Below are 15,401 nucleotides of genomic sequence, written 5' to 3' on the forward strand. Positions count from 1 at the left end.
GTAAATTAAACTTTCACATTATGAGCGTTCAACTTTGGACCTGGATTTTAGTAGGCATCACATTTGCCTTATACTTTGGAATTGCTATTTGGGCTCGGGCCGGCTCTACCAAAGAATTTTATGTAGCCGGAGGCGGGGTTTCTCCACTAGCCAACGGAATGGCTACCGCAGCCGACTGGATGAGTGCGGCCTCCTTTATCTCGATGGCCGGTATCATCTCTTTTGCGGGGTACGACGGCTCGGTGTATTTGATGGGTTGGACCGGTGGCTACGTGCTACTCGCACTTCTGCTGGCTCCATACCTACGGAAATTCGGGAAATTTACGGTTCCTGATTTTATTGGCGATCGTTACTATTCCAACACCGCGCGTACCGTTGCGGTGATCTGTGCGCTCATCGTTTCCTTTACCTATGTTGCCGGGCAAATGCGCGGCGTGGGAATTGTATTTTCTCAGTTTCTTCAGGTTGAAATCACTACCGGTGTGATCATCGGTATGGCGGTGGTTTTGGTTTTTGCTTTTTTAGGCGGAATGAAAGGAATCACCTATACTCAAGTGGCGCAATATTGCGTGCTCATTTTTGCTTTTATGGTTCCTGCGATTTTTATTTCGATTCAAATGACGGGAAATATTATTCCTCAAATCGGGATGGGAGGTCGTGTTGAAGACGGTACCTTTCTTCTTGAGAAATTAGATAACCTACACACCCAGCTCGGTTTTAAAGAATATACTGAAGGTACCAAATCAACTTGGGATGTCTTTGCGATCACCCTCGCATTGATGGCCGGCACTGCAGGTTTACCGCACGTGATCGTAAGGTTTTTTACGGTACCTAATGTAAAAGACGCCCGTAAATCAGCCGGACTCGCACTTTTACTTATCGCGATTTTATACACCACGGCACCGGCGGTTTCTGTTTTTGCGCGTACCAACCTCATCGAGACGGTAAGCAATCAAGAATATGCATCGCTTCCTGAATGGTTTAAAAACTGGGAGAACATGGGATTGATCGCCTGGTCTGATAAAAATAAAGATGGAAAAATTCAATATGTAAATGGTGACGCCACCACAGGAAAACCAGAATTTACCGAGGCACGTGGCACTAATGGCGAACGTATCATCACTAACACTTCGACTGAAACGAATGAATTGTACGTAGATCGGGATATTATGGTACTCGCCAACCCCGAAATTGCTCAACTTCCTTCTTGGGTCATTGCCCTCGTGGCAGCCGGTGGACTGGCAGCAGCGCTTTCTACAGCGGCAGGTTTACTTCTTGTAATTTCAACTTCGGTATCTCACGATTTGATCAAAAAACAACTTAAACCCAATATTTCAGAAAAAGGCGAATTGCTTGCTGCACGTTTAAGCATTTTAGTTGCAATCATCGTTGCGGGATTATTCGGTATTTATCCGCCGGGATTTGTCGCCGCTGTTGTCGCATTGGCTTTTGGGCTTGCTGCAGCATCCTTTTTTCCGGCAATCGTGCTGGGGATTTTTGATAAACGTATGAACAAACAAGGCGCCATAAGCGGAATGATCGTGGGCACCCTATTGATGCTTTTTTATATGATTCGGTTTAAAACCGGATTGATAGGAGTTCTTGAGCCGCTTCCTGCTTCAGAATGGTGGTTTGGTACTTCTCCAGAGGGTTTTGGTACGTTTGCGATGTTGGTTAACGTGGTCATTTCGGTCACCATAAGTAGGCTTACTCCTGCTCCGCCAGAAGACGTGCAAGAGATCGTTGAACGTATACGCATCCCTAGTGGCGCCGGTGAGGCACAGAGCCATTAAAATGATAGAAGTTTAACGCATTTTTATAAAAATTTTACAGCAACTGCAGAATTGTTCAAACGCAAACCGATAACGATTTAGTAATTTTAAGGATGATTATCTAAGAACAATCCTAATTCAACCATGAGTAATTATCACATAAAACATTTAGAAGAATATTTTCAAGTCTATCGTAAATCTGTTAGAAACCCGGAAAGCTACTGGGAAGAAATAGCCGAAGAACATTTTTTATGGCATAAGCGTTGGGATAACGTACTGAGTTATGATTTTGACAAACCCGAATTTAAGTGGTTTGAAGGTGCCCAACTGAATATTACCGAAAACTGCATCGACCGTCATTTACGCACCCGCGGAGATAAAACAGCGATTCTTTTTGAGCCTAACGATCCTAAAGAAAAAGCACAACATATCACGTACAACGAATTGCACAAGCGTGTTGCCCAAATGGCAAATGTGCTTAAAGCAAAAGGAATTAAAAAGGGAGATCGCGTGTGTATTTACTTACCTATGATTCCTGAGCTTGCGATTTCTCTATTGGCTTGTGCGCGTATTGGCGCCATACATTCTGTGGTGTTTGCAGGCTTTTCTTCAAAAGCTTTAGCCACACGAATCAACGATTCTAGCTGTAAAATGGTGATCACCAGTGACGGTTCTTACCGCGGAAGCAAAACCATCGATCTAAAAGGTATCGTTGATGAAGGTTTAAAAAGCTGCGAAAGCATAGAAAGTGTTTTGGTGGTTAAGCGCATCAATTCTGATATTCATATGGAAGAAGGCCGCGATCATTGGTTACAGCCCTTGCTTGATGAAGCTGAAGAAACCTGCGCTCCTGAGATTATGAATGCCGAAGATCCGCTGTTTATTTTATACACTTCAGGTTCAACGGGAACTCCAAAAGGAATGGTGCATACCACGGCAGGTTATATGGTGTATACCGCATTTACCTTTAAAAATGTATTTCAGTATCGAGAGGATGATATTTATTGGTGTACTGCAGACATCGGGTGGATAACCGGACATAGTTATATTGTCTATGGTCCGCTGGCGAATGGTGCAACAACGGTAATGTTTGAAGGTGTGCCTAGTTATCCTGATCACGCACGTTTTTGGGAAATCGTAGAAAAGCATAAAGTGACACAATTTTATACCGCGCCAACAGCCATCAGAGCCTTAGGTAAAGAGAATCTGGATTTTGTAGAAAAACACGATCTATCTTCTTTAAAAGTACTTGGGACAGTAGGTGAACCCATTAATGAGGAAGCTTGGCACTGGTACGATGAAAATATTGGGAAGCGCAATTGCCCCATTGTAGACACCTGGTGGCAAACCGAAACCGGAGGAATTATGATCTCGCCTATTCCGTATTCTACTCCGGCGATACCAACCTTTGCAACGCTTCCGTTACCGGGGATTCAACCGGCCTTAATGGATGAAGAAGGAAAAGAAATTAAAGGAAATCAAGTAGACGGCAGACTGTGTATAAAATTTCCTTGGCCATCGATGGCGCGTACTATCTGGGGCAATCACCAACGTTATAAAGACACGTATTTTTCAGCTTTTAAAAATATGTATTTCACCGGTGACGGGGCTTTACGTGATAGCGTTGGCTATTATCGAATAACCGGTCGTGTAGATGATGTGGTTATCGTAAGTGGTCATAACTTAGGAACTGCACCAATTGAAGATGCCATTAACGAGCATCCGGCAGTTGCAGAAAGTGCTATTGTGGGATATCCTCACGAAGTAAAAGGAAATGCGCTTTACGGTTATGTAATTCTAAAAGAAACCGGGGAAACCCGTAATCAGGACAACCTGAGAAAAGAGATCAATCAAATGATTTCAGATCGTATTGGCCCCATTGCCAAACTGAATAAAATTCAGTTTACTAGCGGATTGCCCAAAACCCGAAGCGGGAAAATCATGCGTCGTATTTTACGTAAAATCGCCTCCAACGACACCTCAAATCTTGGAGATACCAGTACGCTATTAAATCCTGAAATCGTACAGGAAATAATGGACAATGTGATTAAGTAAACTACCTTAGGGAAAGCCTCTGAATATTAAACCCATTGGCGATGCCAATAAATTTATTGCTAATAAATCTTTATAAGCCACCCTTATTTTAAAACGGGTGGCTTTTTATTTTTCTTAACTAATTTGTCTATTTTTAGAACTCATCTAATCACTATTTACTTTGGAAAATTTAAGCAACCCACAACCACCCAAAACCTGGCTCGTTGAATCTATTTTAGCAACTGTTTTATGCTGCTTACCTTTTGGAATCGCAGGAATCGTAAATGCCGCAAAAGTTGAATCCCGCTTTTATGCTGGTGATATTGAAGGCGCCAATCGCGCTTCGAGAGAAGCTAAAAAATGGACTATTGTAAGTGCAGTAGTAGCACTTGGATTGGGCTTTTTATATTTTATCTTAGTGCTTATTGGTGTTGCAAGCAGTCAGTTCTAAAAAGATTCTGTTTAGCGGATTAGCACTTTTAGTAGTCGCTTTACTTTATCTCTATAAAACGTATAATCCTCTTGAAGTAAGCTTTTTTCCTAAGTGTCCATTTCACGCTTTAACCGGATTACTATGTCCGGGGTGTGGTTCTCAAAGGGCTTTGCATCATGTATTAAATGGGAGCTTAAGTGCTGCTTTTAGAGAAAATGCATTATTGCTGATTGCCATCCCGTATATGGGTTTTGGTATGTATCTGGATTATCGTAAACCTTTACCACAAAAATTAGCTCGACATAGAAAAACCTTTTTCGGGCTTACTGCTATAAAGATCATCTTAGCCATTGTGATCTCCTTTTGGATCATTCGGAATTTGATATAAAAAATGCAGTGGCTTCATTCTTTATAGAAAAAGCCACTGCATTTTTTACTTTAGTCTGATAAGCAAACCTACTTCCCCAGCATCAACAATTCGTTGCAGACAATTTCGGTTAAATAGCGTTTTTCGCCTTGTTTGGTCTCATAGCTGCGCGAGGTAAGTTTTCCTTCAATAGCAACTTCTTTTCCTTTGGTTACATAGTTTTCTATAACCTCAGCCGTTTTTCCCCAGGCAACCACATTATGCCATTGGGTATCGGTCACGCGCTCGCCTTTATTGTTTTTATAGGTTTCATTGGTTGCAATACTGAATTTTGCCAGTTTCTTACCCGAATCAAGATTCACGATTTCAGGATCATTTCCTAGGTTTCCGATCAACTGTACTTTGTTTCTTAGCGTACTCATAATTTTAAATTTTTGGTTAAACAGTTAATGATTAATTACACTGCAAAGATGAAATGAGCACCAAATTATATTCGGTTAAGAAGTAGTTACTTTCGTTTATAAATGTTTGTAAGCGTTTGTAAACTTTTAAAGCCGTTGTTTTCTAAAAATTAAGAATCAATACCTTACTAGTAATTTCGACCTATTTCCCCTGCGAAAAGGGGAAATACCCTATTGACCTTCTCCGCTATTCACAAGAAATTGCAACAGCTCTAAACCAGAGGTTTTGTGCTTTGAACAGCCAAAATCATTTCAGTATATAAACCAACTAACAAAACATCATGTTTGCTACATTATTCAAATCCAGAACGACTCCATTTCAAAAAAACGCTTTGATTGATGATGATTTTTTTAATGAATTACGCAAACAAGAATACAGCCGTCTTGACGAGCAACAACATATTTATCTGGATTATACAGGTGGTAATCTTTATGCTTCCAGTCAAATCGATGCGCATCACACGATGTTGAAGCAGCATACTTTTGGCAATCCACATTCTACAAATCCTACCTCTATGCACGCTACCCATCTGGTAGAAGAGGCAAGACAGCGGATCTTAGCATATTTTAATGCTTTTGATAATTACTACTGTGTTATTACTCCAAATGCTTCTGGAGCGCTAAAGATCGTAGGCGAGTGCTATCCTTTTGAAAAAGATTCTGAATATGCGTTGTTTGCAGATAATCACAACTCAGTAAATGGAATTCGAGAATACTGCAAAACCAAAGGCGGCACACACCGATATATCCCAATGCAACTTGAAGATTTAAGAGTAGATTCTCAAGTATTGGCAGAAGTACTTGATACTCCTGACAAAGGTGTAAAACGGCTCTTTGCTTACCCGGCTCAATCTAATGTTTCAGGAGTACAACACGACTTAAATTGGGTTAAGTATGCTCAAGATAAAGGATGGGATGTATTGCTAGACGCTGCGGCTTATGTCCCGAGTTCGCCCTTAGATCTACAACAAATACAGCCAGATTTTGTGTCCATTTCGTTTTATAAAATTTTTGGTTATCCTACCGGCTTAGGTTGTCTTTTAGTCAAGAAATCAAAATTCAATAGGCTGTGTAAGCCTTGGTTTGCAGGCGGTACTGTAACACTGGCCAGCGTTAAATCGCCGCATCACTTTCTGGCTCGCAATCACGAACGTTTTGAAAACGGAACACTCAATTACCTTGATATCCCGGCCTTAAAAATTGGTTTAGATCATATTGAGCGCATTGGCATTGAGCGCATTCACGCGCGTATCAATGCCCTTACGCAATACCTTTTTGACCAACTAAAAACACTTAAACACCCTAATGGTTTGCCACAGCTTAAAATTTATGGACCTGCAACCCGAGAGCAAACCGGCGGAACACTTATAATGAACTTTTTTGATGCTCAAGGTCGCACCATTCCCTTTGAAGAAATAGAACAAAAAGCCAATGCTTGCAAGATTTCTTTACGTTCAGGATGTTTTTGCAATCCGGGTATCGACGAGATCAATAACGACCTCACTCCAGAGGAATTAAGCGATTTTTTCACCTCGAATCTTCAAGGTGGTTATCGTGAGATCATCAATGCATTACAAAAAATGCGCGGAGCTACGCGAATTTCGGTGGGCTTAGCTACTACCAAAGCTGATCTGGATTACTTCATCAATTTTGTAAAGAAACTCAGCAATTAATTTGACTGAACGCATTCTTAAAAGTGCTAAATTCAGGCAACGAATACTTGTGTGCTTATGTCTGAAATAGATCCTTTAAAATATCCTGTAGGGCTTTTCCTGAAACCGGAAGCCATCACTGCAGAACATCTGACGGCTTGGATCGCTACAATTGCTGAATTCCCACAAAAGATAGCAGCATTAACCGAAACTCTTACTGAAGAAACGTTGACTAAAACTTACAGGCCTGATGGCTGGACAATCAGGCAGCTAGTACATCATTGTGCCGACAGCCATATGAATGCATTTATTCGGTTTAAGTTGGCACTTACTGAAGAAGCGCCTAAGATCAAACCTTATTTTGAAGATCAATGGGCCGAATTGCCCGATACGCGATCTGCTGCCATCTCCTCCTCATTAAAATTAATTGAAGGCTTGCACGCACGCTGGACAACGCTCCTTCAATCTTTACATTCTGAAGATCTCAATCGAGAATACATACATCCGGAACACGGCAAACGCTTCAGTCTTGGGGAAACCATTGGGATGTATGCCTGGCACTGTGAGCATCATTTAGCACATATAGCGATAGCGCTTAAAAACTAGAAATTCAGTATCTTAGAAAAGTTTTGGTTTAGTTAATTAGAGCATATGCAAAAAACTTGTCCGGAGTGTGGAGATAAAATTATAGGCAGAGCAGATAAAAAATACTGTAGCGATGCCTGCCGCAATGCCGCTAACAACAAACTCAACAGCGACACTAAAAACCTAATACGCAATACTAACAATCATCTGCGTAAAAATTATCGCATTTTAGAAACACTCAATCCCGAAGATAAAACCAAAACCACGCGCGACAAGCTCGCTTCATTAGGCTTCGATTTTAACCTGTTCACGAGTATTTACACTACAAAAGCCGGTACCGTTTATTACTTTGTTTACGATCAGGGCTATTTGCCATTGGAAGGTGATTATTATGCTTTGGTAAAACGCAACTGATTACTTCCAGGTATTTCCTCGAAGTTTCAAGGCGGCTTTAATCACATCCATCTGACTGATCTGTCCTACCAATTTTCCGTTTTCGACAATGGGGAAACGTCTGTGTTTACGCTCAATAAAAAATCGGGCTGCATCAAAAACATTCATATTCCCGTCAATGGTTTCCACGTCGATTGCCATATTTTGGCCTACAGTAGCATTATCCATTGGTAAATTGTGATATCTACTGTCTGAAATATGCTTGATACAATCTCCCTCTGAGATCACGCCAAGCAATTCGTAGTTCTCATTAACCACCGGCGCTCCGGAAATACGATGCTTGATCAGCTTTTGCATCACATCCATAACCGATTGATCTGGGGTAAACGTGATCAGTTTGGTCGTCATATAATCAGACACTTTGATATTGACTTCTTCGGCAACGACTTTTGATCGTTTACCCATAAAACTCTTGATTCCCATACGCTTATATTTTAGACTCTTTAAATTAGAAAAATTATTTGAATAAACGAAAACGTTTGCATTAAGTAATATTCATCTTTAAGTCGCCTTGTACAAAACCAAGTTTCCCACTACCTTTAGCTTAACTATACCGCACCTATGAAAACAACCTACGCTGCCGTCCTTTCCTTTTTAATGCTTTTAGGGCTTGTTTACTTTAGCTTCTATACTCACAAACCGCAACAGGTTTCTGATCTTGATACTCCAGAAACCGAATTTTCTACAGCCCGAGCCTTTCAACTTTTAGATTCGATCGCTCAAAAGCCTCATGCGGTAGGAATGCCGGCGCATCAAGAAGTACAAGACTTTATAGTTGCCAAGCTAGAAGACTACGGCCTTGAAATAGAACTTCAAAGCGATTTTGCCTATAAAGCAGGTTGGGGCGCGCTGAGCAGAGCCGAAAATATCATTACCCGAATTCCCGGTACGGGTGAAGGTCAGACCTTACTGGTCATGTCGCATTACGACAGCGCACCACATTCTGCCTCAAAAGGTGCCAGTGATGCCGGAAGCGGTGTGGCTACCATTTTAGAAGGTATTCGCGCATTTTTAGCCAAAGGCGAAAAACAAAAAAATGATATCATTATCCTTTTTACCGATGCGGAAGAATTAGGGCTCAACGGCGCCTCTGTCTTTGTAAATAAACATCCCTGGGCAAAAGAGGTTGATATGGCATTAAATTTTGAAGCGCGCGGAAGCGGTGGATCTAGCAATATGATCGTAGAAACCAATGGCGGTAATGGCGAATTGATCAAAGCCTTTGCTGAAGCTAATCCGTCACATCCCTTTGCAAATTCGTTAATGTATAGCATTTATAAACTGCTACCCAACGATACCGACAGCACCGTACTGCGCGAAAATGGAGATATTGACGGTTTCTTTTTCGCCTTCATCGGTGATCATTTTGACTATCATACAGCAAATGATGTTCCCTCTCGATTAGATCCTGAATCGTTAGAGCATCAAGGCAGCTACCTTACTGCATTACTGGAGCATTTCAGCAACGCTGATCTCGATTTAAAGGCAGACCAGGATTATATCTACTTGAACGTGCCCATAATCAAAATGCTGTATTATCCATTCAGCTGGATTTTTCCTATGCTTATTTTAGGCTGGATTCTGTTTTTTGTGGTGCTTATTTATGGCTTGCGCAAAATGTCTTTTAAATTTATTGAGGTTTTCCGCGGGTTTCTACCATTGCTCATTTCGCTTGTTCTTGCTTATGTTATCAGTTTAGGCTGGAAGCTAATTTTAACTCTTGACCCGAAACAAGCCGACATTTTACAGGGTTTCCCATACAACGGCTATGAACTTCTTGCCGGTTTTGTTGCTCTTACCCTCGCCCTCGTATTTTTTATATACAAATTATTTTATCGGCCTGATAGTGCAGCGGCGCTTAGTTTTGCACCCCTATTTTTCTGGTTAATGATTGCAACCGGAGTTGCCTTTTATCTTCCGGGGGCTTCGTTTTATATTATTCCGGTTTATTTTGGGCTGCTTTCAGTTTATTTACTTATAAAATATTCTAAACCGCAATTCTTTATTCTAACACTGCTTTGCGCTCCGGCTCTTTTTATTATCACGCAATACATCAAAGAATTTCCGGTTGGGCTTGGTTTAAAAATGCTGGCTGGAGCAACCCTCTTGACGGTGTTGCTTTTTGGCCTGTTGCTTCCGGTAATTGGGTCTTATAAGATTAACGGTAAACTAGCCGGCCTCTTTGCTTTAGTAAGTATCGGTGCCTTTATTGCCGCCTATGGCAAAGCCGATTTTACCGAAAAACGTCCTTTTCCTACGAGTCTTAACTATGTTTATGATGTAGAACAAGAACAGGCCTTTTACGCGACATACAATACCCAACTCGATCCCTGGCTACGTGAGATCCTTGTTGAAAATGCAACTGATGATACCCCTTTAGAGGTCAATCCACCTTCTGGTAAATACGGTAGTCAGTACAATTTTATCACCGCAGCGCCTAAAAATTTTGTCGCTCCGTCACAAGTCTATACCGAAAAAGATACGGTGATCAACGGCGAGCGTCGTCTTGATTTTGTGATCTTTCCGCAGCGTAACGTAGGCGATATGATCTTGATGTGTCCTAAGGGCACGCTTTTTAACCGACTCAGTTTTAACGGGCAGGAAGTGCTTCCGCGAAGCGGAGAAACGCATCCGCTAGAAAACCGCAATAGTGATTATTTATTAAGTTATCGCCTGGCAGATCGCGAACCTCTGGAAGTTCATTTAAGTATTGCTGAAGATGCTGCTCTAAGCTTTACACTTTTTGATTATAGTTACGATCTTTTAGAAAACAGCAGCTTTGACCTACCTTCGCGCCCCAAGAACAGTATGCCGATGCCTTTTGTAAATACAGATGCGCTAGTGACCAAACAGCACATTCAGTTTTAAAGCTTCGGAAAAATTTGAGCTATGAGCACGATTGCAATCGCAGGATTAGGTTGGTTAGGTTTACCGCTGGCCGCACAATTACAAGAATTAGGACATCACGTTAAAGGCTCGGTCACTTCAAAGAATAAACAGGCTGAGTTGCGTAACCACGGCTTAGAGGTTTATCAAGTAGAAATTGCCGAAGATGAAATACGCGGAGAAATACAATCCTTTCTCGCTGATGCTGAAATTCTAATCATCTTAATTCCGCCGGGATTACGGCGCAATACCGGCCATAACCACGCCTTGCGTATGGCACAATTGCTGGATGCTACCGAAAAAGCTTCGGTTAAAAAAGTGATTTTAATAAGCAGCACTGGCGTTTATGATGACGCTCAAGGCGCTGTTACCGAAAAAGATATTCCGCAGCCTCAAGACAACAAAGGCAAACAATTATTAGAAGTCGAGCAGATTTTCTTTAAATCTCCTGCATTAGAAACTACCGTGATCCGATTTGGCGGACTCTTTGGCGGAAGCCGAAATCCTGTAAAATACCTTGCCGGTCGCACCGGTTTATCTAACGGAAAGGCGCCGGTAAATTTGATTCACAGACAGGATTGTATGGGGATCATTCTAGGAGTGATCTATAAAAATACCTTTGGGCATATCATAAATGCGGTGCATCCTGAACATCCCAAAAAATCAGAGTATTATACTCAACAAGCGCTGGCATTAGGACTAGAACCGCCACAATATGATACCGAAGAAACTGATGAAACCTATAAAAAAGTAGATTCGGTTACTTTAAAACCTGTATTGGGCTACACGTTTCAGAAAAGTTTATAACTAAAAAAACCCGGCAAGCACACACCGGGTTTTCCATGTTTCCTTCTGGTTGGTCAGAAGAAGGCTAACACTAACTAACAAAAGTCTAAGCTATTGCTCCCTCTAGTTGGAACAATTGCGCGTTTAAATATTGTAATGTGTTAATTTTTTCGCGAGTTGGAACAAGAAGCGAAATGTTATTGTTACTACCTCCGTAAGCGATCATACGCACCGGAATAGAATTTAAAATACCGAAGGCTTTGTACGACTCGTGATCTGCAATAAGGTTCTCTCCTACGATACAAATAATGCTGTGATCTTCTTCTACAGTAACTTCAGCAATAACAGAAAGCTCTGTGATGATCGCTTTTAAATTACGCGTGTCATCTATAGTTAATGAGATGGCTACCTCAGAAGTGGTGATCATATCTATAGAAGTCTCGTGACGATCAAAAACCTCAAAAATAGTTCTCAAGAAACCGTGTGCCCCAAGCATTCGGTTTGATTTTATTTTTATAGCGGTAATACCATCTTTTGCCGAGATCGCTTTCAAACCGCGGTTGTGATACTCGTTAGAGATTTTGGTTCCCGCTGCCGATGGCTCAAATGTATTTTTTAACCATACCGGAATGTCACGATCTATAACCGGCGCTACCGTTTGTGGGTGCAAAATTTTTGCTCCAAAATAAGCAAGCTCTGCCGCCTCATTATAGGTCAAATGCTCAATTGGCTGTGTTTCCTGCACATAACGCGGATCGTTATTATGCAATCCGTCAATATCTGTCCAGATTTGAACGCCTGCGGCATCTACAGCAGCCGCGATAATGGTTGCGCTAAAATCACTTCCTCCACGCTTTAAGGTTGCCAAGGCTCCGCGCTCATCGCGACAAACAAAACCTTGAGTGATGTAAAGGTCAGAAGGGTTTTCTGCTAATTGCGGCGCTAAAGCTTCAGCAACTGCTTCAATGTTGGGATTCTCAACAGAACCTACATTCATAAACGTACTTGCGTTAAGCAACACATTGCTTACATTTTCCTGATCTAAAAATCTTGAAAACATCCAGGTAAGCATGGTCTCGCCATAAGTAACAAGTTCTGCATAAGTGGTCAACGTACGACCGCCGGTTGCAATTTCTTGTAAAGCAGCTACAAACGTCTCAATTTGAGCTTTTGTTTCTGGTTGATTTTCTGCGGTAAACAGATCCTCGATGGCTTCAAAGTGTTTGGCCTGAAGCTGCTCTAGCACATTGGTGATTTGTGCTAAATCTTTATCTATACTTGCCTGATTTAGGCTTACTAATAAATTGGTAACACCAGACATTGCAGATAACACCACAATTTTTGGCTTTTCGGTAACCGAAAGTATTTCTACTACCTTTCTAATGTTTTGAGCGCTTCCTACAGAAGTTCCTCCAAATTTTAAAACATTCATCTTCGTCAAATTATATCCGTTAGGGGTAACTTTAAATAATAACCTGCTCGTGTTTAGCAGCTTATTGGTGCATAGTTAAGTCGAAAAAAACACCTCAGAAAAAAATTCAACAATTTTATATAAATTTGTACAAATTGTTAAATATATAACATTGAAAACAATAACCTCTGTCGTAGAACAACTTATAAAGCATCAACCCTATACCGAAGATGCCTTGATGCGCAAGATCATTAATTACAGTGCCCTTGCTGAAGATTTTAAACCCCGCATTGAGAAAGAATTAGGCAAACAGGTAAATGTGGGCTCTATCGTAATGGCTTTACGCCGCTATTACCCACAGAAACGTGTAGACGATCGTTTGATGCGCGATCTGGGCGATATTGTAGTACGTAGTGGGATTACCGACTTTACATTTCTCAACTCCAATACGATTTTAGAGAGTCAGTCTAAGCTTTTAGAAGAAACCAAGACGATTCCTAAAGCATATTTAACCTACTCCAGTACATTTCACGAGAGTAATATTTTGGTCTCTAATGATCTTACCAATCTTGTAGAACGCTGTTTTAAAGAGGAAACCTGTGTGATGGTCAAGCACGATCTTTCTTCGCTTTCTATCGCGCTTCCTGCAAATAACTCTAAAACTGTTGGACTTTACTTCTACATCTTTAAGCTGCTCGCGTATGAAGGGATTCCTATTTTTGAAGCCATTTCGACTTCAAATTATTTCACACTTTTTCTTGAAAAGGAATATGTAAATCAGGCTTTTGCTCTGGTCAACGAAATAAAGAATTAAGCTAATTTGCTCTTAGGGTTTTGATAAGCTGCTCATCGTGAACATTCTTGATTTGCAAAAGTGCTTCTACGTTTTCGTTAGGCACTGTGATCGAAAGCACGTAGTGTTGAATTTTCCAGGTTTTACCGTCTAGGCGTAAGACTCCAGAACTGCGACAAATACCCATTTGGGTATCTAGCAATTCGTCAAACCAAGCTATTTTAGACTTTTTGGGGTGATAGATCGTACGTTCAAGCGTACTGAAACTCCACGCTTTTCCACGGTCAAAATGAGGTTTTGCATAGGCTTTAAACGCTTCTAATTGCCAATTTTCATCTGCATCTGTACCAATAAAAACCGCATCATCGGTCATAAGTTCAAAATACGCATCAAAATTGGCATCTGCCGCAGCTTTGTGCCAAGCTTCAAGCTGCTGATTGATCGCCATTTCTGTCTTGTCTCTATCTTGAGCCGCTAAGCTTAGCGTGCTCAATACGCAAAAAACGATTAGCAATTTTTTCATTATTCTATTCTTTAATTAACAGGAACGCGATTTGCGCGCAGCAAACTATCCCGACGGGTTTGTGTAGAATCCCGCACGGCAGAAAGTGAATCTGCTTCAATTTCATATTCTTCTAGCAACTCATCTATAGACTTCTGAAATTTTAAATTGATCTGAAGTTTTAAATTCTGAAAGGCATTGTAAAATTCTGTAGCTTCTTTATTTACCGCAGCGGTATCCACCTCAATTTTTGAAGCCTCCTGAATCACGGTATTCACTTTACTGAAAAGTACCGTAAGCCTTGAATGCATTGCGTTGTTAGCAATACTGTCTCTTACCTTAGTTTGTACCAAAGACATATTGCTGATCCATTCTTCACCATTGGCACGTAAATAACTAATGTTTACCGTATCTAAAGCATTTATTTGAGCTTCAAGCTCAGGAAAGTTCTCCCAGCCTTTAATAGCTTGTTGAGCAACGGGAGTAAGTGTGACTTCTGCTTTGCGTGTAGGTTGAAAATGTATTTTCAAGGTATCTGTTGCCAGACGCGGGTCTACCGCCTTAACCTTTTTTTCCTGACAGGCCGATAAGCCTAAAACCGAAACTATAAATAGTACTAGAAAACGCTTCATAAGATCCAAATGTACACAAAGGTACGCACAAAAAAAGCTCCGTTGTGCGGAGCTTTATCTAATTATTCTTCTTTTTCAATTCTTATAATGTGCGATTGAGTTCTTTATTTAAGGTATCAAAAGCTTTTACGATCGTCTCTATATGATTTTGAACCACACGTTCACGAAGCTCATTCCTATTGACTTCGGTATAAAAAGCATTAATTCTTGAATCTACCTTATCAACCTTACTTTTAATTGCCGGGGTTTCTACGGCTTCGGGAATTTGTAAGATCATTGCATTGCAATTTGATGCAAGCTTATCCATAAACTCAATAGCGTTGAGCGCGTTTGTATTTTCGATCATAGCGATATTCTGCTTCAACGCCCAATAGCCGTCCCAATCTTTTACCACTTCTCTTACCTGTGGCTCCAATGCTTCAACATCTGCTTCAATAGTATAATTGCGCAAAGCCATATCTTGAGTCTTCTCTTTACACGAAATGCAAAGCAGTAAACAAACCATTATTTGAAGTAGGTAAAATTTCATCACTTGGGGTTTAACTCTGCAAAGTTATGACAATCAATCAGCTGAATATTTACGCGGTCTTATAAAGTATTGCTAAAAAATAATCGCAATCCGGTTTTCTTATTA

At 40.9% G+C, this 15,401-nt stretch carries 16 protein-coding genes; 10 read left to right on the forward strand and 6 right to left on the reverse strand.

Translation table 11 applies throughout. The features are described from left to right. Positions 1–20: 20 nt before the first annotated feature. From MED217_RS17145 to MED217_RS19385, 4 genes are all read left to right on the forward strand, one after another. Complete coding sequence (locus MED217_RS17145) at positions 21–1,793, forward strand: sodium:solute symporter family protein (RefSeq protein ID WP_009781829.1); 1,773 nt, start codon at positions 21–23, stop codon at positions 1,791–1,793. Between the two features lie 123 nt (positions 1,794–1,916). Further along, a complete protein-coding gene (gene acs / locus MED217_RS17150; RefSeq protein ID WP_009781830.1) occupies positions 1,917–3,827 on the forward strand; it encodes an acetate--CoA ligase in 1,911 nt (636 codons plus the stop codon). A gap of 160 nt (positions 3,828–3,987) precedes the next feature. Beyond that, positions 3,988–4,257 (forward strand): CD225/dispanin family protein, encoded by a 270-nt coding sequence (locus MED217_RS17155; protein ID WP_009781831.1) that lies wholly within the window; start codon positions 3,988–3,990, stop codon positions 4,255–4,257. A gap of 151 nt (positions 4,258–4,408) precedes the next feature. Continuing rightward, on the forward strand, positions 4,409–4,627 hold the full coding sequence (locus tag MED217_RS19385; RefSeq protein ID WP_230199285.1) for a hypothetical protein: 219 nt from the start codon (positions 4,409–4,411) through the stop codon (positions 4,625–4,627). 68 nt (positions 4,628–4,695) lie between these two features. Here MED217_RS19385 and MED217_RS17160 read toward each other — a convergent pair whose 3' ends face one another. Continuing rightward, positions 4,696–5,028 (reverse strand): single-stranded DNA-binding protein, encoded by a 333-nt coding sequence (locus MED217_RS17160; RefSeq protein WP_009781833.1) that lies wholly within the window; start codon positions 5,026–5,028, stop codon positions 4,696–4,698. A gap of 320 nt (positions 5,029–5,348) precedes the next feature. On the opposite strand from MED217_RS17160, the gene MED217_RS17165 reads away from it, so the two are divergent. Genes MED217_RS17165 through MED217_RS17175 form a run of 3 tightly spaced genes read left to right on the forward strand, consistent with a single transcriptional unit; the run spans position 5,349 to position 7,718 of the window. Next, the gene (locus MED217_RS17165; protein ID WP_009781834.1) at positions 5,349–6,740 is read left to right on the forward strand and encodes an aminotransferase class V-fold PLP-dependent enzyme; all 1,392 of its coding nucleotides are present in this window, start codon (positions 5,349–5,351) and stop codon (positions 6,738–6,740) included. Positions 6,741–6,797: 57 nt separating this feature from the next. After that, complete coding sequence (locus MED217_RS17170; protein WP_009781835.1) at positions 6,798–7,325, forward strand: YfiT family bacillithiol transferase; 528 nt, start codon at positions 6,798–6,800, stop codon at positions 7,323–7,325. A gap of 45 nt (positions 7,326–7,370) precedes the next feature. After that, entirely contained in the window at positions 7,371–7,718 is a 348-nt protein-coding gene (locus MED217_RS17175; RefSeq protein ID WP_009781836.1) for a hypothetical protein, read from the forward strand. Here MED217_RS17175 and MED217_RS17180 read toward each other — a convergent pair whose 3' ends face one another. Further along, positions 7,719–8,180 (reverse strand): CBS domain-containing protein, encoded by a 462-nt coding sequence (locus tag MED217_RS17180; RefSeq protein WP_009781837.1) that lies wholly within the window; start codon positions 8,178–8,180, stop codon positions 7,719–7,721. It lies immediately after the preceding gene. 138 nt (positions 8,181–8,318) lie between these two features. Between MED217_RS17180 and MED217_RS17185 the strand changes: the two genes are divergently transcribed. Both MED217_RS17185 and MED217_RS17190 read left to right on the forward strand, forming a co-directional pair. After that, positions 8,319–10,625: a M20/M25/M40 family metallo-hydrolase gene (locus tag MED217_RS17185; protein WP_009781838.1), complete on the forward strand. Its 2,307-nt coding sequence runs from the start codon at positions 8,319–8,321 to the stop codon at positions 10,623–10,625. Positions 10,626–10,646: 21 nt separating this feature from the next. Further along, positions 10,647–11,450 carry an SDR family oxidoreductase gene (locus MED217_RS17190; protein WP_009781839.1) on the forward strand — a complete coding sequence of 268 codons (804 nt, stop codon included), beginning with the start codon at positions 10,647–10,649 and terminating at the stop codon, positions 11,448–11,450. 85 nt (positions 11,451–11,535) lie between these two features. Here MED217_RS17190 and MED217_RS17195 read toward each other — a convergent pair whose 3' ends face one another. Then, complete coding sequence (locus MED217_RS17195; protein ID WP_009781840.1) at positions 11,536–12,861, reverse strand: aspartate kinase; 1,326 nt, start codon at positions 12,859–12,861, stop codon at positions 11,536–11,538. 151 nt (positions 12,862–13,012) lie between these two features. Here MED217_RS17195 and MED217_RS17200 point away from each other — a divergent pair, with 151 nt between their 5' ends. Further along, on the forward strand, positions 13,013–13,654 hold the full coding sequence (locus MED217_RS17200) for a hypothetical protein (protein ID WP_009781841.1): 642 nt from the start codon (positions 13,013–13,015) through the stop codon (positions 13,652–13,654). A 1-nt stretch (position 13,655) separates the two neighbouring features. Here MED217_RS17200 and MED217_RS17205 read toward each other — a convergent pair whose 3' ends face one another. The 3 genes from MED217_RS17205 to MED217_RS17215 form a co-directional block, all read right to left on the reverse strand. Continuing rightward, positions 13,656–14,156, reverse strand: coding sequence for a nuclear transport factor 2 family protein (locus tag MED217_RS17205; RefSeq protein ID WP_009781842.1), 501 nt, complete (start codon positions 14,154–14,156; stop codon positions 13,656–13,658). An 11-nt stretch (positions 14,157–14,167) separates the two neighbouring features. Further along, complete coding sequence (locus MED217_RS17210) at positions 14,168–14,767, reverse strand: hypothetical protein (protein WP_009781843.1); 600 nt, start codon at positions 14,765–14,767, stop codon at positions 14,168–14,170. Between the two features lie 82 nt (positions 14,768–14,849). Then, positions 14,850–15,296, reverse strand: a complete 447-nt coding sequence (locus MED217_RS17215; protein WP_009781844.1) for a hypothetical protein — start codon at positions 15,294–15,296, stop codon at positions 14,850–14,852. Positions 15,297–15,401: the final 105 nt, after the last annotated feature.

The sequence above is a fragment of the Leeuwenhoekiella blandensis MED217 genome (assembly GCF_000152985.1).
Lineage (GTDB): Bacteria > Bacteroidota > Bacteroidia > Flavobacteriales > Flavobacteriaceae > Leeuwenhoekiella > Leeuwenhoekiella blandensis.

Excerpts from the sequence above, each read along its gene's own strand:
- MED217_RS17145 (WP_009781829.1), top strand. The coding sequence starts at position 21 with ATGAGCGTTCAACTTTGGACCTGGATTTTAGTAGGCATCACATTTGCC.
- acs (WP_009781830.1), top strand. The coding sequence starts at position 1,917 with ATGAGTAATTATCACATAAAACATTTAGAAGAATATTTTCAAGTCTAT.
- MED217_RS17160 (WP_009781833.1), bottom strand. The coding sequence starts at position 5,028 with ATGAGTACGCTAAGAAACAAAGTACAGTTGATCGGAAACCTAGGAAAT.
- MED217_RS17165 (WP_009781834.1), top strand. The coding sequence starts at position 5,349 with ATGTTTGCTACATTATTCAAATCCAGAACGACTCCATTTCAAAAAAAC.
- MED217_RS17170 (WP_009781835.1), top strand. The coding sequence starts at position 6,798 with ATGTCTGAAATAGATCCTTTAAAATATCCTGTAGGGCTTTTCCTGAAA.
- MED217_RS17175 (WP_009781836.1), top strand. The coding sequence starts at position 7,371 with ATGCAAAAAACTTGTCCGGAGTGTGGAGATAAAATTATAGGCAGAGCA.
- MED217_RS17180 (WP_009781837.1), bottom strand. The coding sequence starts at position 8,180 with ATGGGAATCAAGAGTTTTATGGGTAAACGATCAAAAGTCGTTGCCGAA.
- MED217_RS17185 (WP_009781838.1), top strand. The coding sequence starts at position 8,319 with ATGAAAACAACCTACGCTGCCGTCCTTTCCTTTTTAATGCTTTTAGGG.
- MED217_RS17190 (WP_009781839.1), top strand. The coding sequence starts at position 10,647 with ATGAGCACGATTGCAATCGCAGGATTAGGTTGGTTAGGTTTACCGCTG.
- MED217_RS17195 (WP_009781840.1), bottom strand. The coding sequence starts at position 12,861 with ATGAATGTTTTAAAATTTGGAGGAACTTCTGTAGGAAGCGCTCAAAAC.
- MED217_RS17205 (WP_009781842.1), bottom strand. The coding sequence starts at position 14,156 with ATGAAAAAATTGCTAATCGTTTTTTGCGTATTGAGCACGCTAAGCTTA.
- MED217_RS17210 (WP_009781843.1), bottom strand. The coding sequence starts at position 14,767 with ATGAAGCGTTTTCTAGTACTATTTATAGTTTCGGTTTTAGGCTTATCG.
- MED217_RS17215 (WP_009781844.1), bottom strand. The coding sequence starts at position 15,296 with ATGAAATTTTACCTACTTCAAATAATGGTTTGTTTACTGCTTTGCATT.